At 70.8% G+C, this 21,919-nt stretch carries 23 protein-coding genes; 12 read left to right on the top strand and 11 right to left on the bottom strand.

The features are described from left to right. Window positions 1–27: 27 nt before the first annotated feature. The 3 genes from GTY56_RS37855 to rsmI form a co-directional block, all read right to left on the bottom strand. Complete coding sequence (locus GTY56_RS37855) at window positions 28–921, bottom strand: TatD family hydrolase (protein ID WP_161369788.1); 894 nt, start codon at window positions 919–921, stop codon at window positions 28–30. A 79-nt stretch (window positions 922–1,000) separates the two neighbouring features. Next, a complete protein-coding gene (locus GTY56_RS37860) occupies window positions 1,001–1,417 on the bottom strand; it encodes a hypothetical protein (RefSeq protein WP_161369789.1) in 417 nt (138 codons plus the stop codon). Window positions 1,418–1,699: 282 nt separating this feature from the next. After that, entirely contained in the window at window positions 1,700–2,548 is an 849-nt protein-coding gene (rsmI, locus tag GTY56_RS37865) for a 16S rRNA (cytidine(1402)-2'-O)-methyltransferase (RefSeq protein ID WP_161369790.1), read from the bottom strand. 111 nt (window positions 2,549–2,659) lie between these two features. Between rsmI and GTY56_RS37870 the strand changes: the two genes are divergently transcribed. From GTY56_RS37870 to GTY56_RS37885, 4 genes are all read left to right on the top strand, one after another. Then, window positions 2,660–4,408, top strand: a complete 1,749-nt coding sequence (locus GTY56_RS37870) for a phospholipid carrier-dependent glycosyltransferase (RefSeq protein ID WP_161369791.1) — start codon at window positions 2,660–2,662, stop codon at window positions 4,406–4,408. Window positions 4,409–4,730: 322 nt separating this feature from the next. Then, the gene (locus GTY56_RS37875; RefSeq protein WP_161369792.1) at window positions 4,731–5,366 is read left to right on the top strand and encodes a DUF6313 family protein; all 636 of its coding nucleotides are present in this window, start codon (window positions 4,731–4,733) and stop codon (window positions 5,364–5,366) included. Between the two features lie 604 nt (window positions 5,367–5,970). Continuing rightward, window positions 5,971–7,599, top strand: a complete 1,629-nt coding sequence (locus tag GTY56_RS37880; protein ID WP_161369793.1) for a penicillin-binding transpeptidase domain-containing protein — start codon at window positions 5,971–5,973, stop codon at window positions 7,597–7,599. Window positions 7,600–7,701: 102 nt separating this feature from the next. Next, on the top strand, window positions 7,702–9,369 hold the full coding sequence (locus GTY56_RS37885; protein WP_161369794.1) for a penicillin-binding transpeptidase domain-containing protein: 1,668 nt from the start codon (window positions 7,702–7,704) through the stop codon (window positions 9,367–9,369). Window positions 9,370–9,387: 18 nt separating this feature from the next. Here GTY56_RS37885 and GTY56_RS37890 read toward each other — a convergent pair whose 3' ends face one another. Further along, window positions 9,388–9,753 carry an SsgA family sporulation/cell division regulator gene (locus GTY56_RS37890; RefSeq protein WP_161369795.1) on the bottom strand — a complete coding sequence of 122 codons (366 nt, stop codon included), beginning with the start codon at window positions 9,751–9,753 and terminating at the stop codon, window positions 9,388–9,390. A gap of 168 nt (window positions 9,754–9,921) precedes the next feature. On the opposite strand from GTY56_RS37890, the gene GTY56_RS37895 reads away from it, so the two are divergent. The 6 genes from GTY56_RS37895 to GTY56_RS37920 all read left to right on the top strand — a co-directional run bounded on the left by GTY56_RS37895 (window position 9,922) and on the right by GTY56_RS37920 (window position 14,808). Continuing rightward, window positions 9,922–11,037: an energy-coupling factor ABC transporter permease gene (locus GTY56_RS37895; RefSeq protein WP_161369796.1), complete on the top strand. Its 1,116-nt coding sequence runs from the start codon at window positions 9,922–9,924 to the stop codon at window positions 11,035–11,037. Between the two features lies 1 nt (window position 11,038). Then, window positions 11,039–11,800 carry a cobalt ECF transporter T component CbiQ gene (gene cbiQ / locus GTY56_RS37900; RefSeq protein ID WP_161369797.1) on the top strand — a complete coding sequence of 254 codons (762 nt, stop codon included), beginning with the start codon at window positions 11,039–11,041 and terminating at the stop codon, window positions 11,798–11,800. Beyond that, window positions 11,788–12,555: an energy-coupling factor ABC transporter ATP-binding protein gene (locus GTY56_RS37905; protein WP_161369798.1), complete on the top strand. Its 768-nt coding sequence runs from the start codon at window positions 11,788–11,790 to the stop codon at window positions 12,553–12,555. Before cbiQ ends, GTY56_RS37905 begins: the two co-directional genes overlap by 13 nt. 10 nt (window positions 12,556–12,565) lie before the next feature. Next, a complete protein-coding gene (locus GTY56_RS37910; protein WP_161369799.1) occupies window positions 12,566–13,027 on the top strand; it encodes a transcriptional regulator, SarA/Rot family in 462 nt (153 codons plus the stop codon). Window positions 13,028–13,129: 102 nt separating this feature from the next. Further along, window positions 13,130–13,576, top strand: a complete 447-nt coding sequence (locus tag GTY56_RS37915; RefSeq protein ID WP_033312106.1) for an organic hydroperoxide resistance protein — start codon at window positions 13,130–13,132, stop codon at window positions 13,574–13,576. A gap of 68 nt (window positions 13,577–13,644) precedes the next feature. Continuing rightward, window positions 13,645–14,808: a serine hydrolase gene (locus GTY56_RS37920; protein ID WP_161369800.1), complete on the top strand. Its 1,164-nt coding sequence runs from the start codon at window positions 13,645–13,647 to the stop codon at window positions 14,806–14,808. A gap of 6 nt (window positions 14,809–14,814) precedes the next feature. Here GTY56_RS37920 and GTY56_RS37925 read toward each other — a convergent pair whose 3' ends face one another. From GTY56_RS37925 to GTY56_RS37940, 4 genes are all read right to left on the bottom strand, one after another. Then, window positions 14,815–15,090: a DUF1876 domain-containing protein gene (locus GTY56_RS37925; protein ID WP_161369801.1), complete on the bottom strand. Its 276-nt coding sequence runs from the start codon at window positions 15,088–15,090 to the stop codon at window positions 14,815–14,817. A 72-nt stretch (window positions 15,091–15,162) separates the two neighbouring features. After that, window positions 15,163–16,008 carry an EamA family transporter gene (locus GTY56_RS37930; protein WP_161369802.1) on the bottom strand — a complete coding sequence of 282 codons (846 nt, stop codon included), beginning with the start codon at window positions 16,006–16,008 and terminating at the stop codon, window positions 15,163–15,165. After that, window positions 16,005–16,520, bottom strand: a complete 516-nt coding sequence (locus GTY56_RS37935; RefSeq protein WP_161369803.1) for a YbaK/EbsC family protein — start codon at window positions 16,518–16,520, stop codon at window positions 16,005–16,007. The genes GTY56_RS37930 and GTY56_RS37935 overlap by 4 nt, the downstream gene beginning before the upstream one ends. A 44-nt stretch (window positions 16,521–16,564) precedes the next feature. Continuing rightward, entirely contained in the window at window positions 16,565–16,750 is a 186-nt protein-coding gene (locus GTY56_RS37940) for a hypothetical protein (protein ID WP_107457033.1), read from the bottom strand. A gap of 90 nt (window positions 16,751–16,840) precedes the next feature. Here GTY56_RS37940 and GTY56_RS37945 point away from each other — a divergent pair, with 90 nt between their 5' ends. After that, the gene (locus tag GTY56_RS37945) at window positions 16,841–17,983 is read left to right on the top strand and encodes a glutathione-independent formaldehyde dehydrogenase (RefSeq protein ID WP_161369804.1); all 1,143 of its coding nucleotides are present in this window, start codon (window positions 16,841–16,843) and stop codon (window positions 17,981–17,983) included. Between the two features lie 12 nt (window positions 17,984–17,995). On the opposite strand, the gene GTY56_RS37950 is transcribed toward GTY56_RS37945, so the two are convergent. Both GTY56_RS37950 and GTY56_RS37955 read right to left on the bottom strand, forming a co-directional pair. Then, window positions 17,996–18,181 (bottom strand): DUF397 domain-containing protein, encoded by a 186-nt coding sequence (locus GTY56_RS37950; protein ID WP_161369805.1) that lies wholly within the window; start codon window positions 18,179–18,181, stop codon window positions 17,996–17,998. Next, complete coding sequence (locus tag GTY56_RS37955; RefSeq protein WP_161369806.1) at window positions 18,178–19,023, bottom strand: helix-turn-helix domain-containing protein; 846 nt, start codon at window positions 19,021–19,023, stop codon at window positions 18,178–18,180. The genes GTY56_RS37950 and GTY56_RS37955 overlap by 4 nt, the downstream gene beginning before the upstream one ends. A 137-nt stretch (window positions 19,024–19,160) precedes the next feature. Between GTY56_RS37955 and GTY56_RS37960 the strand changes: the two genes are divergently transcribed. Beyond that, a complete protein-coding gene (locus tag GTY56_RS37960; protein ID WP_161369807.1) occupies window positions 19,161–19,562 on the top strand; it encodes an ATP-binding protein in 402 nt (133 codons plus the stop codon). A 60-nt stretch (window positions 19,563–19,622) separates the two neighbouring features. On the opposite strand, the gene GTY56_RS37965 is transcribed toward GTY56_RS37960, so the two are convergent. Continuing rightward, on the bottom strand, window positions 19,623–21,827 hold the full coding sequence (locus GTY56_RS37965) for an MMPL family transporter (protein ID WP_161369808.1): 2,205 nt from the start codon (window positions 21,825–21,827) through the stop codon (window positions 19,623–19,625). Between the last annotated feature and the right edge of the window lie 92 nt (window positions 21,828–21,919).

A 21,919-nucleotide genomic window follows, 5' to 3' on the forward strand; every position in this document is an offset into this window, starting at 1 on the left:
CGGCTACGCACAGTAGTACGGCCGGTGTCAGTACCCGAAGGCGCGTGCGGTGTTGGCGCCGAGCGCCGCGGCGAGGGCGTCCTCGTCGATGCCGCGCACCTCCGCCATGGCCCGCACGGTGACCGGCACGAGGTACGGGGCGTTGGGCCGCCCGCGGTAGGGCGCCGGGGTGAGGAAGGGCGCGTCCGTCTCGACGAGGAGGAGCTCCAGCGGGGCCACGGCCACCGCGTCCCGCAGGTTCTGGGCGTTCTTGAAGGTGACGTTGCCGGCGAAGGACATGAAGTAACCCGCGCTCGCGCAGATCTCCGCCATCCCGGCGTCGCCGGAGTAGCAGTGGAAGACGGTCCGCTCGGGGGCGCCCTCCTCCTTCAGCACGCGCAGGACGTCGGCGTGGGCCTCGCGGTCGTGGATGACCAGGGCCTTGCCGTGCCGCTTGGCGATCTCGATGTGGGCGCGGAAGGACAGCTCCTGCGCGTCCTTGCCCTCGGGCCCGGTGCGGAAGTAGTCGAGGCCGGTCTCACCGACGCCCTTGACCTGGGGCAGTGCGGCGAGCCGGTCGATCTCGGCGAGCGCTTCGTCCAGCGCGGCCCGGCCCCCGGCTTCGCGGGCACCCTGCCGCGACCACCCTCCCCCAGGGTCGCCGTGCACGATCCGGGGTGCCTCGTTCGGGTGCAGGGCGACCGTGGCGTGGACGGCGTCGTGGGCCGCCGCCGTCTCGGCCGCCCACCGGGAGCCCTTGAGGTCGCAGCCGACCTGCACGACCGTCGTCACTCCGACCGACGCCGCCTTCGCCAGTGCCTCCTCGACCGTGCCGGACTGCATGTCCAGGTGGGTGTGGGAGTCGGCGACCGGGACCCGGAGGGGCTCCGGGAGGGGCGGGGCCGCGTTCTTGTCCTGGCGGCCGGAGTCGTTCGAAGGCATGCCCCGATCCTACGAAAGAGGTACGCCCTCCCCGATGGGGGAGGACCGGGGAGGGCGTCGGACAAGGCAGCCGGACGGGTCAGCTCGCCTTGCGCTGGAAGGGGTGCAGCAGGTCGGACAGGTGCCAGTGGTGGTGCTCGCGCTCCTCGCCGGCGGCCCCGGCCGGCGCCGCGGGCACGTCCACGGGCCCGGCGGGCGGCGGCACGCGGGAGGGCCGGTGCGCCGCGTCGCGCGCCGACGCGACCCGCCCGGGCCGCATGATCCGCACGAGGTGGCTGTCGCAGTGGTGGCACTCGGGCTTGCTCAACGGCGAGGGCACCACGTTGCCGTCCACGACATAGAGGACGAACTCGTGGCCCGCGGCGTCCGTATGGTGCTCTATCTCGTACGACTGCTCCCAGCCGTGGCCGCACCGCATGCAGGCGAACGAGTAGGACTCGTTGACGACTGCGCTCGCACCGGCGCGGAGCCCGGTCCGCCCTGCGATCTCACTCATGCCAGCTCCTGTTCCGCTGTGGCGTGAGGACGATTCCGTCCCCGCAACCCAGTGGACTCCTCGGCCGGACCGATGGCAGCAGACCTGTCGACTGTTGGCCCTGTTTTGGGGGTCCCTTGCCGTTGCACCCCTTGCGCTTTGCCCACCCATGGGGCGCACGCTCATCCGGCATGCGCCCCGCTCAGAGGGGCTTGAGCGCCCCGTAAGGGGCGCGGGGCACTGCGCGATCGAACCCACACAACGCGCACCCGTCAAGCACCCCGGCCCCCACCCCGAACCCGACTAGGGAGCCGCGTTCTTCGCGGCGACCACGGCATCGAAGACAACTCTCTTCGGCACACCGGCCTCCACCGCCACCGCGGCGATCGCCTCCTTGCGCCGCTCCCCCGCTTCCTCCCGCACCCGGACCCGCCGCACCAGCTCCTCGGGACCGACCTCCTCGGGCCCCTTCTCCGGCGCGCCCTCCACGACGACCGTGATCTCCCCGCGCACCCCCTCCGCGGCCCACGCGGCCAGCTCCCCGAGCCCGCCCCGCCGCACCTCCTCGTACGTCTTGGTCAGCTCACGGCACACCGCGGCCCGCCGGTCCGCCCCGAACACCTCGGCCATCGCCGCCAGCGTGTCGTCGAGCCGGTGGGGAGCCTCGAAGTAGACGAGCGTCCGCCGCTCCCCGGCGACCTCCCGCAGCCGCCCCAGCCGCTCCCCCGCCTTGCGCGGCAGGAACCCCTCGAAGCAGAACCGGTCGACCGGCAGTCCGGACAGCGCGAGCGCGGTGAGCACCGCGGACGGCCCGGGCACGGCGGTGACCCGCACGTCCCGCTCGACCGCGGCGGCGACCAGCCGGTAGCCCGGATCGGACACGGACGGCATTCCCGCGTCCGTGACGAGCAGCACCCGCGACCCGCTCACCAGCTCCTCGACCAGCTCCGGCGTCCGGGCGGACTCGTTGCCCTCGAAGTACGACACGACCCGCCCCTGGGGCGTGACGCCGAGCGCCTGGGTCAGCCGGCGCAGCCGCCGCGTGTCCTCGGCGGCGATCACATCGGCTCCGGCCAGTTCCTCGGCGAGCCGGGGCGGGGCGTCCGCGATGTCGCCGATGGGGGTGCCTGCGAGTACGAGGGTTCCGATCACGCCTCCATCCTCCCAGGGGCGGCGGGGGCGGACTCCTCCCAGGGGCGGAGGATGCGGACGCATACCGGCCATGCACGGGACTCACACAGAACGGTTCCCTACGATGGCGCGGTGACCAGTACCGCGTCCTCCACGGACACCCGGCAGGGCCAGGCGCCGCTCGACCAGCGGCCGTCCTGGCAGCAGCGGCTGCGCCGCTTCGGCTACCAGGGGCAGCCCAGCAGCGACGCCCACGACGTCCGTGACCGCCTGGTGCCGCCCTACACCGAGCCCTCTACGCGCCTGTGGGCGGCGCTCGGTGTCCCGCACAAGCTCGCGGGCCGGCTCGTGCGCTGGTCGGGCTGGATCGGCCCGCTGCTCGTCACGCTGCTGGCGGGGGTGCTGCGGTTCTGGAACCTGGGCAGCCCCAGGGCGGTGATATTCGACGAGACGTACTACGCCAAGGACGCGTGGGCGCTGATCCACCGCGGGTTCGAGCTCAACTGGGACAAGAAGGCCAACGACCTGGTCCTGTCGTCGGGCGGGCACGTCCCGCTCCCGTCGGACGCGGCCTACGTCGTGCACCCGCCGGTCGGCAAGTACGTCATCGGGCTCGGCGAGCTGATGTTCGGGTTCGACCCCTTCGGCTGGCGTTTCATGACGGCCGTGCTCGGCACGCTGTCCGTGCTGCTGCTGTGCCGGATCGGCCGCCGCCTGTTCCGCTCCACCTTCCTGGGGTGTCTGGCGGGCGCGCTGATGGCGGTGGACGGCCTGCACTTCGTGATGAGCCGCACGGCGCTGCTCGACGGCGTGCTGATGTTCTTCGTGCTGGCCGCGTTCGGCTGTCTGCTCGTCGACCGCGACCGGGCCCGCGCGAAACTCGCCGCCGCGCTGCCGCTGGACGAGGACGGCCGGGCCCGGCCCGACCGGCACACGGCCGAGACGGCCCGCCTGGGACTGCGCCCCTGGCGCTGGGCGGCGGGCCTGATGCTGGGCCTGGCCATCGGCACGAAGTGGAACGGCCTCTACATCCTGGCCGCGTTCTGCCTGATGGCGGTGTTGTGGGACGTCGGTTCGCGGCGGGTCGCCGGTGCCCGGCACCCGTACACGGCGGTCCTCAAGCGCGACACCGGCCTCGCCTTCCTCGCCACGGTCCCGGTCGCCCTGGTCACCTACCTGCTGTCCTGGACCGGCTGGATCCTCTCCGCCACCAACGGCTCCGGCGGCTACTACCGCAACTGGGCCGCGACCAGCGGCAAGGGCGGCAGCTGGACGTTCCTGCCCGACTGGCTGCGCAGCCTGTGGCACTACGAGCACCAGGTGTACGAGTTCCACGTCGGACTGTCCTCGCCGCACACGTACCAGTCCAACCCGTGGAGCTGGCTCGTCCTCGGCCGCCCGGTGTCGTACTTCTACGAGTCCCCGGCCCCCGGCAAGGACGGCTGCCCCGCCGACGCCGGTGAGAAGTGCGCCCGCGAGGTCCTCGCCCTCGGCACGCCGCTGCTGTGGTGGGTCGCCTGTTTCGCGGTCCTCTACGTGCTCTGGCGCTGGTTCTTCCGCCGTGACTGGCGCGCGGGGGCCATCGCCTGCGGCATCGCGGCCGGCTACCTGCCCTGGTTCATGTACCAGGAGCGCACGATCTTCTTCTTCTACGCCGTCGTTTTCCTGCCGTTCCTGTGCCTGGCGGTGGCGATGCTCCTCGGCGCGATCATCGGCCCACCCCGCTCCACCGACACCCGCCGCGTCGCGGGCGCCACCGCCGCGGGCGTCCTCGTCCTCCTGATCACCTGGAACTTCATCTACTTCTGGCCGCTGTACACGGGCCAGGCCATCCCGATCGACGACTGGCGGTCGCGGATGTGGCTGGATACGTGGGTTTAGCGGGGCGGACACTCGCCGGGGCGCGGCAGCAGACCTCGACGGCCACGTGCCCGTGGCCTGCTGGTCGTCGATCACTGTTGCGCGGGCCACCCTCGGGCGGCTGACGACGGCCCCGTGCCGGACGTCGACAGATGCGCGGACCGCGCGACGGCTGATGCGGGACCCTCACGACCTCCGGGAACCACCGTGTAGGCGGACCCACTCTGCGGCAGAATCCATCAAGTTCAATACAGGCGGCCGGGAGGCCGACACTGCGTGATGACGGCCACGGGGGGAACAGTTGCCGCTGGGGGGACCCATCCCGATTCCGAGTCACCTGAAGTTGCCACCCGGACGCCAGCGTTTTGTCAGGCGGCTTCGTCGAGCCTGGCGCTCACGGAAGGCGCTCAAGGGTGTCACCCAGTGGGTTCTGGACTGGGGGCTCCCGATGGCCGCCTGCCTGAGCGTGCTGTACGTCTTCGCTGCCCGAGCGGAGAGCCCCAGTGGGGTATACCGGGCCTTCGCCCTGATCGACGCCCCGCAGCATGTCCTGCTGTGGTTCGCGTCGCTCATCGGCTGGCTCCTTGTGCCGGCCATCATCGGTGGATTCGCGGGGCACGTGATCGCCGAGCGCATCAGCCGGGCGAAGTCGATCTCGACGCACACCCTCTTCAGGCAGCGTAAGGTGCGCCAGCGCCTCCGCCTCCCCGGGCTCATCGATGACCTGACCGCCTATTTTCACGGTTCCGTCGCACAGCAGGACTTCGTTGATGCCTGGGTGCGAGTGGCTCATCGCAACGACTGGTCTAGAGCACAGGATCACTGGGAAGTCTTCGTCCGGGACGCCATGTCGACCCAGCAGTACGCCCATCTCGACCGTCACGAGTGCCTGCGCCAGGTACAGAACACGACAAAGATGACATTGCGCGTCTTGGCTCGCAGTTACGGGGTCTGCATTGTCTGCGAGAGGAGGCGGTGAGCCGTGCGATCAGATGACGCCGTGGAGATCGTGCGAGCTTCGCTGGCACTGGCTTTCCCGGCAGCAAGCACCGAGGGCCTTACACGAGCTGCGGAAACGCTGATCCGCTGGGGCGCGGAGGATGTTGAGGAACACCTTGATCAGCCATTGATCGCTCGGATGCTGCTCGACCTGCTCGAGGTCGCCGGGGTGGAGCCCGAGCACTTCCGGCCAGCAGAACGAGACTGGAGGGTGGGCACCCTCATGGAGGCTGCAGCCCGATATCGCACCTGGTCGCACTCGGAGGGCATGGAACCGCTGCCATTCCTGCCAAGGCCTCCAGACGAACCCAGCGGCCCTCGCAACCCTGACGACCCATTCCGACCACCTCGCGGTCCGCGAAGAGGCTGAGGCCATCCGGTTGACTCGAACGCACCGCCTGGGGTGATCCCCTGGACGACTGGCGGGCGCGGATGTGGCTGGATACGTGGGTGTGATCCGCGTTCGGTCAAGAATCGAAACTCTTGCCCCGGCAGTAACCGCTTACGCATAGAGTGCCCCCGGCACCGAGCCTTCTGAACGCGTTCAAAGGACCGCGTGAGGCTCAACGGGGAGGGGTCCAGCCATGGGCAAGGGGGTCAAAGCCGCCGTCATAGGCGGGGTGTTCGCGGTGATGGTGGGCGGGGCCGGACACGGCGCCTACAACCTCGTGAGCGCGCTCGACGGTGACGGGGGCGGGGTGGCCGCGGAGAAGAAGTCGGGGCCACCCGACAAGGACGAGGTCGAGGAGACCACGGCCAAGTTCTTCTCGGCCTGGGAGAAGGGCGCGGCCGCCACGGCGGCCTCGTACACGAACAACGACGGCGCCGCCGAGCAGCTGTTCACCGCCTTCGGCGAGGACGCGCACATCACCGGCGTGAAGATCACGCCGGGCGCGGCCCGGGGCACGACCGTGCCGTACACGGTGAGGGCGAAGGTCGCCTACGACGGGAAGTCCAAGCCGCTCAGCTACCGGAGCCGGCTGAAGGTCGTGCGCGGGCTGACCACCGGGCGGGCGCTGGTCGACTGGCAGCCGTCCGTCGTGCACCCCGAGCTGAAGAAGAAGGAGGACACCCTCGTCACCGAGCAGTCGGCCACGCCGCCCATCGAGGCCGTGGGCCGCGACGGCTCCGAGCTGACGAAGGAGAAGTACCCCTCCCTGGGACCGATCCTGGACGCCCTGCGCGACAAGTACGGCGAGAAGGCCGGCGGCACCCCCGGCGTCGAGCTGGTCGTCCGGCACACCGGCAACGGTGCTCCCGACACTCCGCTGCTCACCCTCGCCAAGGGCAGGCCGGGCAAGCTCACGACGACGATCAGCCCGGGCGCACAGACGGCGGCCGAGATGGCGGTCAAGCGGTTCGCCCAGTCGTCGGTGGTGGCCGTCAAGCCCAGCACCGGCGAAGTGCTGGCCGTGGCCAACAACCGCACGGACGGCTTCAACGCGGCCTTCCAGGGCGAGGCGGCACCCGGCTCCACCATGAAGATCATCACCGCCGCGATGCTCATCGACAACGGCGTCACCTCCATGAACGGCCCGGCGCCCTGCCCGGACACCGCCGTGTGGCAGAGCCAGACGTTCAAGAACCTGACCGACATGAAGCCCGACGAGAGCGCGACGCTCTCCAACAGCTTCATGCGGTCCTGCAACACCGCCTTCATCAAACTCATCGACGAGAAGCCGCTCACGGACGCCTCGCTGACCCAGGAGGCCGAGGAGCGCTTCGGGCTGGGGCAGGACAACTGGAAGACCGGCATCGCCTCCTTCGACGGCAGCGTCCCCGCCGTCGACGGGCCGGACCGGGCGGCGGGCGCCATCGGGCAGGGCCAGGTGCAGATGAGCCCGCTGAACATGGCCTCGGTCACCGCGACCGCCATCACCGGCGCCTTCCGCCAGCCCTACCTGGTGTCGCCGGAGCTGGACGGCCGGGAGCTGGCCCGGGCCCGGGGCCTGCGGGCGAGCACCGCCGCCCAGCTCAAGCAGATGATGCGGCTCACGGCCACGCAGGGCACCGCCGCGCAGGCCATGGCCGGTCTTGGCGGCGACATCGGCGCCAAGACCGGTTCCGCCGAGGTCGACGGCAACGCCAGGTCCAACAGCTGGTTCACCGGATTCCGGGGTGACATCGCGGCGGCGGCCATGACCGAGGAGGGCGGCCACGGCGGCGACGCGGCCGGGCCGATTGTCGCAGCCGTGCTACGAACAGGTGGCTGATCTCACCTCCGCCGCACGGGACTCTAGGGTGGTGGCCGTCGTTGGGACATGGGACGGCTGAGGGCGACGGGGACCCTGGGAATCTCGGAGGAACGGACAGCAGTGGGCAACAGAAGGCGCGTCGCCGAGCGACGGAAGACCAGTCCCGCCGTGATCGGCGGGATGATCGCCGTGGTCGTGGTGGGCGCCGGAGCCGGTGCCTACGCGTTGTACGGCGGTGGTGCCGCCGCCGACGACGGGACCCGGGCGGCGGACCAGAAGGCCGAGGTGAAGACCGGCCCGTTGTCCCCATCCGAGGTCACCACCACCGCCCGCGCCTTCCTCACCGCCTGGCAGTCCCAGAAGATCGACCGGGCCGCCGCGGCCACCGACGACACCTCCGCGGCCCGGTCGCTGCTCACCGGCTACACCAAGGACGCCCACATCAAGGACGTCACCCTCACCCCGGGCAGGCCCACCGGTGACAAGGTGCCCTTCTCCGTCAAGGGCACCGTGTCCTACAAGGGCACCGACAAGCCGCTGGCGTACAAGAGCGCCCTGACCGTCGTACGCCGCGCCTCCGACGGAAAGCCGCTGGTCGACTGGCACGCGGCGGTCGTCCACCCGGAGCTGCGGGACGGCGACACCCTGGTCACCGGCGCGGCGGGCACGCCCCCGGTCAAGGCGCTCGACCGCGACGGCGGCGAACTGACCAAGCAGAAGTACGCCTCGATCGGCCCCATCCTGGACGGCCTGCGCGAGAAGTACGGCAAGGAGGCCGGCGGCAAGGCCGGCATCGAACTGCGGGTGGTGCGCGGGAAGGCCGCCGAGGCGAAGGACCTCTCCGACAAGACCCTGCTGGAGCTGAGCGAGGGCACGCCCGGCACGGTGAAGACCACGCTGGACCCGGCCCTCCAGAAGGCCGCCGAGCAGCAGGTCGCCAAGAAGGCCAAGTCGTCCGTGGTCCTGCTGCGGGCGTCGACCGGCGAGATCCTGGCCGCCGCCAACGCCTCCCCCGGCTTCAACACCGCCTTCCAGGGCTCCCTGGCCCCCGGCTCCACGATGAAGGTCATCACCTCCTCGCTGCTGATCGAGAAGGGCCTGGCCTCGGCGGACAAGAAGCACCCGTGCCCCAAGTACTTCACGTACGGCCACTGGAAGTTCCAGAACGACGACAAGTTCCAGATCAAGAACGGCACGTTCAAGGCGAGCTTCGCCCGCTCCTGCAACACGGCCTTCATCAGCCAGGCCCCGAAGCTGAAGAACGACGACCTGACCAAGGAAGCCCAGCAGGTCTACGGCCTGGGGCTGAACAACTGGGCCATCGGGGTGCCGTCCTTCGACGGCGCGGTGCCGGTGCAGTCGGCCGCCCAGATGGGTGCCTCGCTGATCGGGCAGGGCGGGGTCCGCATGAACCCGCTGAACATGGCGTCGGTGTCGGCGACGGTCAAGGCCGGCACCTTCCACCAGCCGTACCTGGTCTCCCCGGACGTGGACGGGCGCAAGCTGGCGAAGGCCGCGCGGACGATGCCGGCGAGCACCCTGTCCCAGCTGCGTGAGCTGATGGCGTACACCGCCGCGTACGGCACGGCCGCGGAGGCGATGTCCGGGGTGGGCGGCGACGTCGGTGCGAAGACCGGGTCCGCCGAGGTCGACGGGCAGAAGAAGCCGAACGGCTGGTTCACGGCCTACCGGGGCGACCTGGCCGCCGCGGGCGTGGTCCAGCAGGGCGGGCACGGCGGTTCGACGGCTGGTCCGATCGTGGCGGCCCTGCTGAAGGCGGGCGGCTGAACCCCCCGGGCCCCGAGGTCAGTGCGTCACGGGTTCCGCGGCGGCCATGTAGGTCCGCCGCAGGAACCGCAGCAGCGCCTGCCGCTCGAACTGCACCACCGACACTCCCTGCGCGGAGTGGAACTCCACCACGACCTGCACCCGTCCGCACGGCCACACCCGCACCTCGCCGCTCCCGGCGGGGGCCCGCAACCCCTGCTCCAGCAGATCGCGGCTGAACACCCACTCGCCTCCCGCGGCTCCCGGCAGCGCCATGCGCACCTTCCGGGGGTCGTGGTCGGGGTCGTACCGCAGGGTGACCGGAACCGCCTCCAGCTCGTCGACGAGCGGCACGGCCGCGTCCGAGACGATGTGGGCTCGCGCGTACTGCTCGACTACGGACATCGGACGGCCCCTTCACCGTGCGCAATCCGAGTGGAAACCGTGCGTCCACTCCCTCTCCAATGTCGCATATTTTCTGGATTGCGCTTCTGGAGCCGGATATAGCACGAGTGAGATAAAACGAGCGGCACGCTCTTGCAAACCGTTCGCATCAAGCCACATCATCGAACGGTGCATGTACCTGACGGATTCATCGACGCGCCCACCTCCACCGCCACCGGTGTGATCGCCGCGGGCGCCATCGCCGTGAGCCTGCGCGGCGCACGCCGCGAACTCGACGAGCGCACGGCGCCGCTGGCCGGGCTCGTGGCGGCGTTCATCTTCGCCGTGCAGATGCTGAACTTCCCGGTAGCCGCGGGGACCAGTGGCCATCTCCTCGGCGGTGCGCTGGCGGCGATACTCGTCGGCCCGTACACCGGGGTGCTGTGCGTCTCCGTCGTCCTGCTGATGCAGGGCATCCTGTTCGCGGACGGCGGTCTGACCGCGCTGGGCGTGAACATCACCAACATGGCGATCGTCACGACGGTCGTGGCCTACGCCCTCTTCCGCGGCCTGGTGAAGGTGCTGCCCCGCACCCGCCGGTCGGTCACCTCTGCCGCCTTCGTCGCGGCCCTGGTCTCCGTCCCGGCCGCCGCGCTGGCCTTCACGCTGATGTACGCGATCGGCGGCACCACCGACGTCTCGATCGGCAAGGTCGCCACCGCCATGGTCGGCGTGCACGTCCTGATCGGCATCGGCGAGGCCGTGATCACCGCACTGACCGTCGGCGCGGTCATCGCCGTCCGCCCGGACCTGGTGTACGGGGCGCGCGGGCTGACGCAGAATCTCAAGCTGCGGGTGAACGGCGAACTGGTCGACGCCCCCACCGCCGGTCCCGAGCCCGTACCGGCCGCCGCCCGGACCTCGCACCGCAAGGTGTGGGCGGCCGGCCTGGTCGCCTCCCTCGTGCTGGCCGGGTTCGTCAGCTTCTACGCCTCGGCCGACCCCGACGGCCTGGAGAAGGTCGCCGCCGACCACGGCATCGACAAGAAGACCGAGGAGCACTCCACGGCCGGCTCCCCGCTCGCCGACTACGGCGTCGAGGACGTCGACGACGCCCGTCTGTCCGGAGGGCTGGCGGGTGTCATCGGCGTGGGCGTCACGGTCGTCGCGGGCACCGGCGTGTTCTGGGCGGTGCGCCGCCGCCGCACGGACGACGCCTCCCCGACGGAGACGTCGAGCACGACGGGCACGCCGGACACGACGAGCACGCCGGACACCACGAGCACGACGAGCACGAGCGTCTGACGTGGGAGCCGGGCACGCGCACAAGCTGTACCGGCACGGGCACTCGCCCGTGCACGGCCTGCCGCCGCACACCAAACTCGCCGCCGTGTTCGCCTTCGTGGTCGTCGTGGTGTCGACGCCGCGCGAGGCGATGTGGGCGTTCGGGCTGTACGCCGTGCTGCTCGGGGCCGTCGCGTGCGTCGCCCGTGTGCCCGCCGGCTTCCTGCTCCGGCGGCTGCTGATCGAGGTGCCGTTCGTCGCGTTCGCGGTGCTCATGCCGTTCGTGGCGGAGGGCGAGCGGGTCGACGTCCTCGGCCTGTCCCTGAGCGTGAACGGCCTGTGGGGCGCCTGGAACGTGCTGGCCAAGGGCACCTTGGGCGTCGCGGCCTCGGTGCTGCTGGCCGCCACGACGGAACTGCGCGAACTGCTGCTGGGCCTACAGCGTCTCAGACTCCCGCCGCTGCTCGTGCAGATCGCGTCCTTCATGATCCGCTACGGCGACGTCATCACCGACGAGATGCGGCGCATGCGGATCGCCCGGGAGTCCCGCGGCTTCGAGGCGAAGGGCGTCAAGCACTGGGGTGTGCTCGCCAAGTCGGCCGGGGCGCTGTTCATCCGCTCCTACGAGCGCGGCGAGCGGGTGCACCTGGCCATGGTCAGCCGGGGGTACGCCGGTTCCATGCCCGTCATCGACGAGGTGACCGCGTCCCGGGCGCAGTGGTCGTACGCCCTCGCCCTCCCCTGCGCCGCGCTGCTCGTCTGTCTGCTGGGATGGACCCTGTGACTGCTTCTCTGGAGGTCTCGGGCCTCGCTTTCGCCTACCCCGACGGGCACCAGGCCCTCTTCGGCGTCGACTTCTCGGTCGCGCGCGGTGAGCGGGTCGCGCTGCTCGGGCCGAACGGCGCCGGCAAGACGACCCTCGTCCTGCACCTCAACGGCATCCTGACCGGCGGCGCGGGCACGGTGAAGGTCGCCGGGCTGCCCGTGGACCAGCGGAACATGGCCGAGGTCCGGCGCCGGGTCGGCATCGTCTTCCAGGACCCGGACGACCAGCTGTTCATGCCGACGGTCCGGGAGGACGTGGCGTTCGGACCGGCGGCGGCCGGGCTGAAGGGGCCGGAGCTGGAGGAGCGCGTGCAGCGCGCGCTGGAGCGGGTGGGCATGGCGGAGTTCAAGGACCGGCCCCCGCACCACCTCTCCTTCGGCCAGCGCCGCCGGGTGGCCGTCGCGACCGTGCTGGCGATGGAGCCGGAGATCCTCGTGCTGGACGAGCCGTCCTCCAACCTCGACCCGGCCTCCCGCCGCGAACTGGCGGACATCCTGCGCTCCCTGGACGTGACCGTACTGATGGTGACGCACGACCTGCCCTACGCCCTGGAGCTGTGCCCGCGCTCCCTGATCCTCAGCGACGGCGTGATCGCGGCCGACGGGCCGACCGGCGAGCTGCTCTCCGACGAGGAGCTGATGCGGGCCCACCGTCTGGAGCTGCCGTTCGGTTTCGATCCGCGTTCCGTCCCGGCGGCTCCGGCCCGTCCGTGACAATGGCCGCGTGACGAACGAGGAGAGCGACGGATCACCGCGGCTGGACGACCAGCTGTGCTTCGCGCTGTACGCCGCCCAGCGCGCGGTGACGGCGGCGTACCGCCCGCTCCTCGACGACCTGGGCCTCACCTACCCCCAGTACCTGGTGCTGCTGGTCCTCTGGGAGCGCGGTGAGACGCCGGTGAAGGAGCTGGCCGCGGCCCTGCGTCTCGACTACGGCACGGTCTCGCCGCTGCTGAAGCGGCTGGAGGCGGCCGGTCTGATCCGGCGTGAGCGGTCGGCGCGGGACGAGCGGTCGGTGCTCGTGGCGGTGACGGGGCGCGGGGAGGAACTCCGGGAGCGGGCGGGGCGGGTGCCCGGCGTGCTGGCCGCGGCGACGGGACTCGACGGCACGGAGGCCGGGCGGCTGCGTGCGGAGCTGTGGCGGCTGGCCGAGCGGGCGGAGTCGGCGGCGGCCCGGGCCCGCTGAGGGTTACCCGCGGTTGCCATCCCCTGGGCATGACAGGGGAGTTACCGGCCAGTACCTTGTGCACGATGTGTTTGTGCGCACTTGGTTCCGGTGGAGGACAGCATGACTGACGGCCCCGCCGTCGACACCCGCCCGACGAAGATCATGTTCGTGGCGGAGGCCACCGCCCACGGTGGCCGCGAAGGCTACGTCACCAGCCAGGACGGGCAGCTCGACCTCAAGGTCGCCATGCCCCCGCAGCTCGGCGGCGACGGCAACGGCACCAACCCGGAACAGCTCTTCGCCGCCGGCTACAGCTCCTGCTTTCACAACGCCCTGATCCTCGTCGGCAACCGCGAGGGCTACGACCTGACCGGCTCCACGGTCTCCGCGAAGGTCGGCATCGGCCCCAACCAGCAGCGCGGCTACGGCCTGGCGGTCGCCCTCAGCGTCTCGCTGCCGGTCGTCGACGCCGACCTCGCGACCAGGCTGGTGGACGCGGCCCACGAGGTCTGCCCGTACTCGAACGCGACCCGCGGGAACATCGACGTGACCATCCTGCTTGGCTAGGGGGAACACAGCGGGCACGCGGGCACAGCGGGCACAGCGGGCACAGCGGCGAGACGAGGAGTACGGGCGTGGACGTGCACGGCACAGTGGCCGAGGGCTTCGAGCCGGTGAGGGACGCGTTCGTACGGAACTTCTCGACGCTCGGGGACCGGGGCGCGGCGGTCGCCGTCTACCGGGACGGCGGCAAGGTCGTCGACCTGTGGGGCGGCACCAAGGACGTCGACGGCACCGCTCCCTGGGAGCGCGGCACCGCCCAGGTCGTGCGCTCGGCGACGAAGGGGGTCGCCGCCGCCGTACTCCTGCTGCTGCACCAGCGCGGTCAGCTGGACCTGGACGCGCCGGTGGGGCACTACTGGCCCGAGTTCAAGGCGCGGGGCAAGGAGCGGGTGCTGGTCCGGCACGTGCTGAACCACCGCGCCGGTCTGCCCGTCCTCGACCGGCCGCTCACCCCGCAGGACGCCCTCGACCCGCTGAAGGGCCCCGAGGCCGTCGCCGCGCAGGCTCCCGTCTGGGAGCCCGGCACCGACCACGGCTATCACGCCCTCACCTACGGCTGGCTGCTCGACGAGCTGGTGCGGCGCGTCACCGGGCAGGGCACCGGGGCCTGGCTCGCCTCCCAGGTCACCGGCCCGCTGGGCCTGGACCTCTGGCTGGGCCTGCCGGAGTCGGAGGCCGGCCGGGCCGGGCGGGTGGGCCGCGTCGAGGGGGCCGAGCCCACCGGAGGTCTGCGGGCCCGCCCGAAGCGTTCGGTCACCGAGGCCTACGAGGACCCGGCCTCCCTCACCCGCCGGGCGTTCGCCGCGATCTCCCCGTTCCCGGACCAGAACGACCCCGCCTACCGCGCGGCCGCCCTCCCCGCGACGAACGCCGTGGCGACAGCGGACGGACTGGCCCGCTTCTACGCGACCCTGATCGGCGACACGGCCGGCGCCGCGCGCCTGTTCACACCGGAGACGGTGGACCTGGCCCGGGCCGAGGAGTCGGCGGGCCCCGACCGCGTCCTGGTGGTGGGCACCCGCTTCGGCCTCGGCTACATGCTGCACGGCAGCGCGTCGCCGCTCCTCACCCCGGCCTCCTTCGGCCACCCGGGCCGCGGCGGCGCCCTCGGCTTCGCCGACCCGGAGACGGGAATCGCCTTCGGCTACGTCACCAACGGCTTCCGCAAGACCGTGACGGCGGACCCGCGGGCGCAGGGGCTGGTGCGGGCAGTCCGGGGTGTGCTGGACCTCTAGGAGCGTCTATACGTGGATGGGGTGCGAGGTGCGCCCGGAGGCCTGGTCGATCTCCTCGTGGGCTTTGGTCAGCAACTGCATGGCGAGTTCGTTGAGCGCCCTCGCCCCGGCGATCTCCTCCCCGACCCTCGGCTGATTGGCGTCGGTCCGGTGCCGGCTCGCGTGGCCGTGCGCCCGTACCTCGGTGCCATCGGGCAGGCGGACCATCGCGGCCGCTTTCGTGTGCTGGTCGTCCTCCGTGAACTCCATCTCGACGTGCCACCCCACGGTGGTGTGCATCATGACGATCACCTCCGGAACGCTTAGTTCCAGAGTGCTCCTCGCACGGGCCGGCCGCACCCGCCTGACGGTCCCCTATCCGGCGTGCAGCATCAGCCCGATGCCGACGACCAGCAGCCCGGCCGCCGCGATCCTCGGCGCGCCGAACCGCTCCTTGAAGAACACCGCCCCGATGGCCGCGCCCACGATGATCGACGACTCGCGCAGGGCCGCGATGGGCGCGAGCTCGGCCCTGGTCTGGGCCCACAGGACGAGGGCGTAGGCGGCGACGGACAGCGCGGCGCCGAGCAGCCCGAGCCCGGCGAAGGGCCGGAGCAGGGCGACGGTCTCCCCGCGCCGGCGCCACACGGCGTACGCCGGGATGACGACCCCCTGCACCGCCATCAGCCAGGCGATGTAGCCGAGGGAGGACCCGGAGGCCCGCACACCGAGACCGTCGAGGACGGTGTACACCGCTATGGTCAGCCCGGTCGCCAGGGCCGCGCCGATCGCCGCCCAGTCGGGCCGCCGCCCGCGCAGTCCCCACAGGGCGACGCCGGTCAGCCCCGCGCAGGACAGGGCGATCCCGGCGGCGGCCCACCCGTCGGGCACCTCGTGTGCGAACAGGGCGGCGAGCAGGGTCACGACGAGGGGCGCGGTGCCCCGGGCGATGGGATAGGCCTGCCCGAAGTCGCCCAGCCGGAAGGACGTCATCAGCAGGGCGTAGTAGGCGATGTGGACGGCGGCGGAGGCGATCAGGTACGGCCAGGCCGCAGCCGCCGGAAAGGCCACGAAGGGCGCGAGGGCCAGCCCGATCAGGACGCCCCCGCCCGAGATCAGTGTGAAGCCGGCCAGCTTGTCGGTGATCTTGTGGGCGATGGCGTTCCAGCTGGCGTGGGTGACGGCGGCGAGCAGGACGGCAGCCGTGACCAGCGGAGTCACGCGGTGCGCTCGCGCACGTCCACCACAGTGCCGCCGGCGTGGGCCACGAGGTCCTCGGGGGCCATGGGGAACACGGCGTACGGCGTCCCGGCCGCGGCCCAGACGACGTCGTGCTCCAGCAGGGACCGGTCGGCGAGCACCCGGGTCCTGGTCCGGTGCCCGAAGGGCGGCACCCCGCCGATGGCGTATCCGGTGGTCTCCCGCACGACGTCCACCTTGGCCCGCGTGACCTGGTCGGCGCCGAGTTCCTTGCGGACCAGTTCGAGGTCGACCAGGGAGGAACCGTCCATCAGCACCAGTACGGGAACGCCGTCCGCCGCGAAGATCAGCGACTTGCAGATCTGGCTCAGCTCGCACCCGATCGCGGCGGCGGCCTCGGATGCGGTACGGGTGGCATCCGGGAACCGGCGGACCTGTCCCACGAGGTCCCCGAGCCCGAGCTCCCGCAGGGCCTCGGCGAATCGGGGGTGGGCTCCGGAGCCCTCGGCGTCAGTGGTGGCTGTCGTCGTCATGCCCTGCACGCTAGCGGTACGTGTAGAGGACAAGCGAGAACGTTTCAGCCGGTGGCCTCCTCCGGCCGGACGTCCGCGAACTCCCACCAGGCGAGCGGCAGCCAGTCGCCGTCGACGAAGCCGTCGACGGATCCGCCGGTGCCCTGGATGGCCACGCGGGTCCCGACCGGGTAGGTGGTGCCGGACAGTCCGGAGACCGCCACGAGAAGTGTGCCGATACGACGAGACAAAGCCCTACTTCCTTTCTCCTCTGGGTGCAAATCGTCTCATCATGCACCAGCCTGGTATATGAGCCACGGCACAGACGGAGGTGCTTGACGATGAGGGCTGTCGTATACAAGGGGCCCTTCGAGGTAGCGATAGAGCAAGTGGAGGATCCACGGATTCAGCACCCGAACGATGTGCTCGTCCGGGTCACGTCAACGGCCATCTGCGGCTCCGACCTGCACATGTACGAGGGCCGCACGGCCGCGGAGCCGGGCATCGTGTTCGGCCACGAGAACCTCGGCGTCGTCGAGGAGACAGGAGAGGGGGTCACGACCCTCAGCAAGGGCGACCGGGTGGTCATGCCGTTCAATGTGGCCTGCGGGTTCTGCAAGAACTGTTCGGCGGGCTTCACGGGCTTCTGCCTGACGGTGAACCCGGGCTTCGCGGGCGGCGCCTACGGCTATGTCGCCATGGGCCCGTACACGGGCGGCCAGGCGGAGTACGTACGGGTCCCGTACGCCGACTTCAACTGCCTGAAGCTCCCGGAGGGCACCGAGAAGGAGACCGATTTCGTCCTGCTCGCGGACATCTTCCCGACGGGCTACCACGGCAACGAGCTGGCCGACGTGCGCCCCGGTGACACGGTCGCCGTGTACGGCGCCGGTCCGGTCGGGCTGATGGCCGCCTACTCCGCGATGCTGCGCGGTGCGAGCAAGGTGTTCGTGGTCGACCGGGTGGCGGAACGCCTCCAGAAGGCCGAGGAGATCGGCGCGATCCCGATCGACTTCACCCAGGGCAACCCGGCGGAGCAGATCAAGGAGCAGACCGGCGGCGAGGGAACCGACAAGGGCATCGACGCCGTGGGCTACCAGGCGCAGGCGCAGGGCGAGGACCGTGAGGAACCGGCGATCGTTCTGAACTCCCTGGTCGAAACGGTCCGCCCGACGGGCGCGCTCGGCATCCCCGGCCTGTACGTGCCGAGCGATCCGGGCGGTCCTGACGAGCAGTCCAAGAAGGGCATGCTCATGGTGTCCGTCGGGCGCCTCTTCGAGAAGGGGCTCCGCTTGGGCACCGGCCAGTGCAACGTCAAGCGGTACAACCGCCACCTGCGGGACATGATCATCGAGGACCGCGCGAAGCCCAGCTTCGTCGTCTCGCACGAGCTGCCTCTGGACGAGGCGTCGTCGGCGTACGAGAAGTTCGACAAGCGCGTCGAGGGCTACACGAAGGTGGTCCTCCACCCGCAGGCGGCGTAGGAGGCCCGGCTGTCACTCGGTGACGTACCCGAGGAACGACTCCCACGTGGCGGAGGCGACCGTCACGTGGGGGGTCCCCGGGGTCTTGGAGTCCCGGACGTGAATCATGGCGGGGGTGTGGGCGACCTCTACGCAGTCGCCGGGTTCGCTGCTGCTGCTGTAGCTGCTCTTGAACCAGTGCAGTTCCGGCGTGCTCATAGTCTCTCCAGCACTTGCTCGATGAAGGTCTGCGACTCCCTTGGCGTGAGAGCCTGCGCCCGGATCATGCCATAGCGCAGTTCAAGGACCCTTAGATCACGAGGGCTTGAGACCGGGCGGCCGTTGAACGCGCCCTCGGACCGTCCGATGGCCGTGCCGTCGGCGAACTTCAACACCTCGATCAGGCCCTGCGTACCCGCGTGCTCTTCCCGGTCTGTCGGCATGATTTGGAGCGCCACGTTCCGCAACTGGCTTACCTCCAGCAGGTGTTCGAGTTGGCGGCGCAACACCATCTTGCCCCCGAGCGGCCGTTCGAGCGTCACCTGTTCCTGGACAAAACTGAGATCCGGGACGGGGTCCCGCTCGAAGACACACTTGCGAGCCATACGTGCGGCGCTCTCGCGCTCGATCACATCGGCAGAGAGAGCGGGCTGGCGCATCTCGAACAACGCCCTCGCATACTCCGGCGTCTGGAGCAGCCCGTGGATGTTGTGGTGGCTGTAGAGCAGCATCTCCACCGCCCGCTCCTCCAACTGCGCCAGCTCCCGCACCTTCTTCGGGTACCGAGCCCTCTCCATCTCCTTCGTGAAAGCCCTCAGATGCCCCTGGGCATTCAGCACGTGGTCCGCCCTGTCCAGGTACTCCGGGCGGGGAATCCGCGCTCCCCGTTCCATCTTGCGGATCATGTCCTCGCCGTAGCCGAGCACCTCGCCCAGCTCGGCGACCCGCATCCCCGCCGCCTCCCGGCACACCTTCAGCAGTTTCCCCACCGCCTGGACCAGCGGCTCGATCTCGTCGCCCGGCTCGACATCCCAGCCGGCCTCGTCGACAGCCTCGTTCATGCCCCACCTCCATCGCGCAGCCGTACCCGTACAACGACCGGGACAGCCGAGACAGCACGAGACAAGCTCCGGACAGTAGTGGTACGCACCGCTGCTGCGGCCGATCGCTGCGCGCGGGCTCCGCCACGCTGAGTCACATGAACCAGGAGACCGCCATCCGCAACATCAGCCTGCTGCTCTCCCCCACACCGCGGGGAGCCCGGCTCGCCCGGCTCCTCGCCACGGAGCAACTCCGCTCCTGGGGGCTGCCGTTGGACCCTGCCGAGCACATCGTCGCCGAGCTCGCGGCCAATGCCGCCACCCACGGGCGCGTCCCCGGGCGGGACTTCCGGATGACGCTCTACGTCGTCGGCGGCACCCTGCGTATCGAGATCACGGACACGCGCGGTGACCGGCTTCCGCACCTCGCCCGGCCGGCCCCGGACGCCACCACCGGCCGGGGCCTCCTGCTGGTGGCCGCCCTCGCCGACCGCTGGGGCGTGATCCCGGGCCCGCACCCGCGCAAGACGGTGTGGGCCGAAGTCGGCGTGTCCAGGTGAGAGGCCGGCGAGGGCGCTCCGTCCCCACGGTGCCCTCACCGGCCGGTCTCTCACGGGCTGTCAGACGCGCACCAGTTCCCTGTCTCCGTCATCGCCGGAGGCGGCGCGCAGGCCCTCGCCCTCCACGTCCACGTTGGGCAGCGCGCGGTCGAGCCACTTCGGCAGCCACCAGGCCTTGCGGCCGAGGAGGGCCAGGACGGCCGGGACGATGGCCATGCGGACGACGAACGCGTCGAAGAACACCGCGATCGCGAGGCCGAAGCCGATCATCTTGACCATGGACTCGGACGAGCCGATGAAGCCGGCGAAGACGGCCATCATGATGACCGCGGCGGCGGTGACGACCCGCGCGCCGTGCCGGAACCCGGTGACCACGGCCTGCGCGGGCTTCTCGCCGTGCACGTAGGCCTCCCGCATCCGGGTCACGAGGAACACCTCGTAGTCCATCGCGAGGCCGAAGACCACGCCGACCATGAAGATCGGCATCATCGACATGACCGGCCCGGTCTGCTCCACGCCCATCAGGCCGGACAGCCAGCCCCACTGGAAGACCGCGACGACCGCGCCGAGGGCCGCCATCACCGACAGCAGGAAGCCGAGGGCCGCCTTCAGCGGGACCAGGATCGAGCGGAACACCACGATCAGCAGGAGGAAGGCCAGCCCGACGACCAGCACCAGATACGGCACCAGCGCGTCGTTGAGCTTCTCGCTGACGTCGATGTTCATCGCCGTGCTGCCGGTGACCAGGACGTTCGCGTCGGTGTCGGCCTTGATGCCGGCGCCCGCGTCCCGGATGCCGTGCACCAGGTTCTCCGTGGTGACGGAGGACGGCTTGGAGCCGGGGATGACGGTGATGGTGGCGGTGTCACCGGCCTTGTTGGGCTGTGCCGGCGTGACCGTGACGACGTCCTTCAGGCCCTTGATCTCGTCGCCGGTCTCGGCGAAGACCGCCTTGGGGTCGTCGCTGTCCTGCGCGTCGACGACGACCATCAGCGGGCCGTTGAAGCCCGGCCCGAAGCCCTCGGACAGCAGGTCGTAGGCGCGGCGCTGGGTGGTGGAGGTGGGCTGGGAGCCGTCGTCGGGCAGGCCCAGTTCGAGGGAGGTCGCCGGGACGGCGGCCGCGCCGAGCCCGATGACGCCGAGCAGCAGGACGGCGACCGGGCGGCGTACGACGAAGCTCGCCCAGCGTGTGCCCAGGTTCGGCTTGGCCGGCCGGTCCTTCTTCTTCGCCCGGCCGAGGAGCTTGCCCTTCTCCCCCGCCGGCTTGACCTTGCGGCCCGCATAGCCGAGCAGGGCCGGGACCATCGTCAGAGCGATCAGCACCGCGATGGCCACCGTGCCGGCCGCCGCGATGCCCATCTTCGTCAGCATCGGGATGTTGACGACGGACAGGCCCACCAGTGCGATGACCACGGTCAGACCCGCGAAGACCACGGCGGAGCCCGCCGTGCCGACGGCTCGGCCCGCCGCCTCCTCGCGTTCGCGGCCCTCGGCCAGTTCGGCGCGGTAGCGGGAGACGATGAACAGGGCGTAGTCGATACCGACGGCCAGGCCGATCATCATCGCGAGGATGGAGGTGGTCGAGCCGAGGTCCAGCGCACTGGCCAGGCCCGTGATCGCGGAGACGCCGATGCCCACGCCGATCAGCGCGGTCAGCAGCGGCAGCCCGGCCGTGACCAGTGAGCCGAAGGTGATGACCAGGACGACCGCGGCGACCGCGATGCCGATGATCTCGCTGGAGCCGGTGTGCGGAACGGCCTGGAGCGCGTCGCCGCCGATCTCGACGGTCAGCCCGGCCGCGCGCGCGTCCTGCGCGCTGTCCTTGAGGGCGTCCTTCGCCGCGTCGTCCAGCTCCATGCCGGAGACCTTGTACGACACCTGCGCGTACGCGATCGTGCCGTCCTTGCTGACGGCCTTCGCCTGGTACGGGTCGGTGACGCGGACGACCTCGGAGCCGTCGGACAGCTCCTTCACCGTCTCCTTCACCGTCGCCTTGTTGCCGGGGTCGGTCATCTTCTCGCCGCTCGGCGCCTTGAAGACGACGCGTGCGGTGGCTCCGTCGGCACTGGTGCCGGGGAAGCGCTGCTCCAGCAGGTCGAAGGCCTTCTGGGCCTCGGTGCCGGGGATGGAGAACGAGCTGTTGCCCGCGGCGGGGGCGCCGGCCGCGCCGACACCGGCGAGGGTCAGCAGCGCCACCCATATCAGGGCGACGAAGTGCCGCCGCCGGAACGAGAGCCGGCCGAGTTTGTAGAGGAAAGTGGCCACGAGGGCGTACTCCCGGTCAGTCGTGGGGTGTTCAGGGCAGGGGTGATCGGCCCGACGACGTGAGCGGATACGTCAGGTAGGTGCTGGCTGAG

It is taken from the genome of Streptomyces sp. SID5643, assembly GCF_009872555.1.
In the GTDB taxonomy this organism is placed as follows: domain Bacteria; phylum Actinomycetota; class Actinomycetes; order Streptomycetales; family Streptomycetaceae; genus Streptomyces; species Streptomyces iakyrus.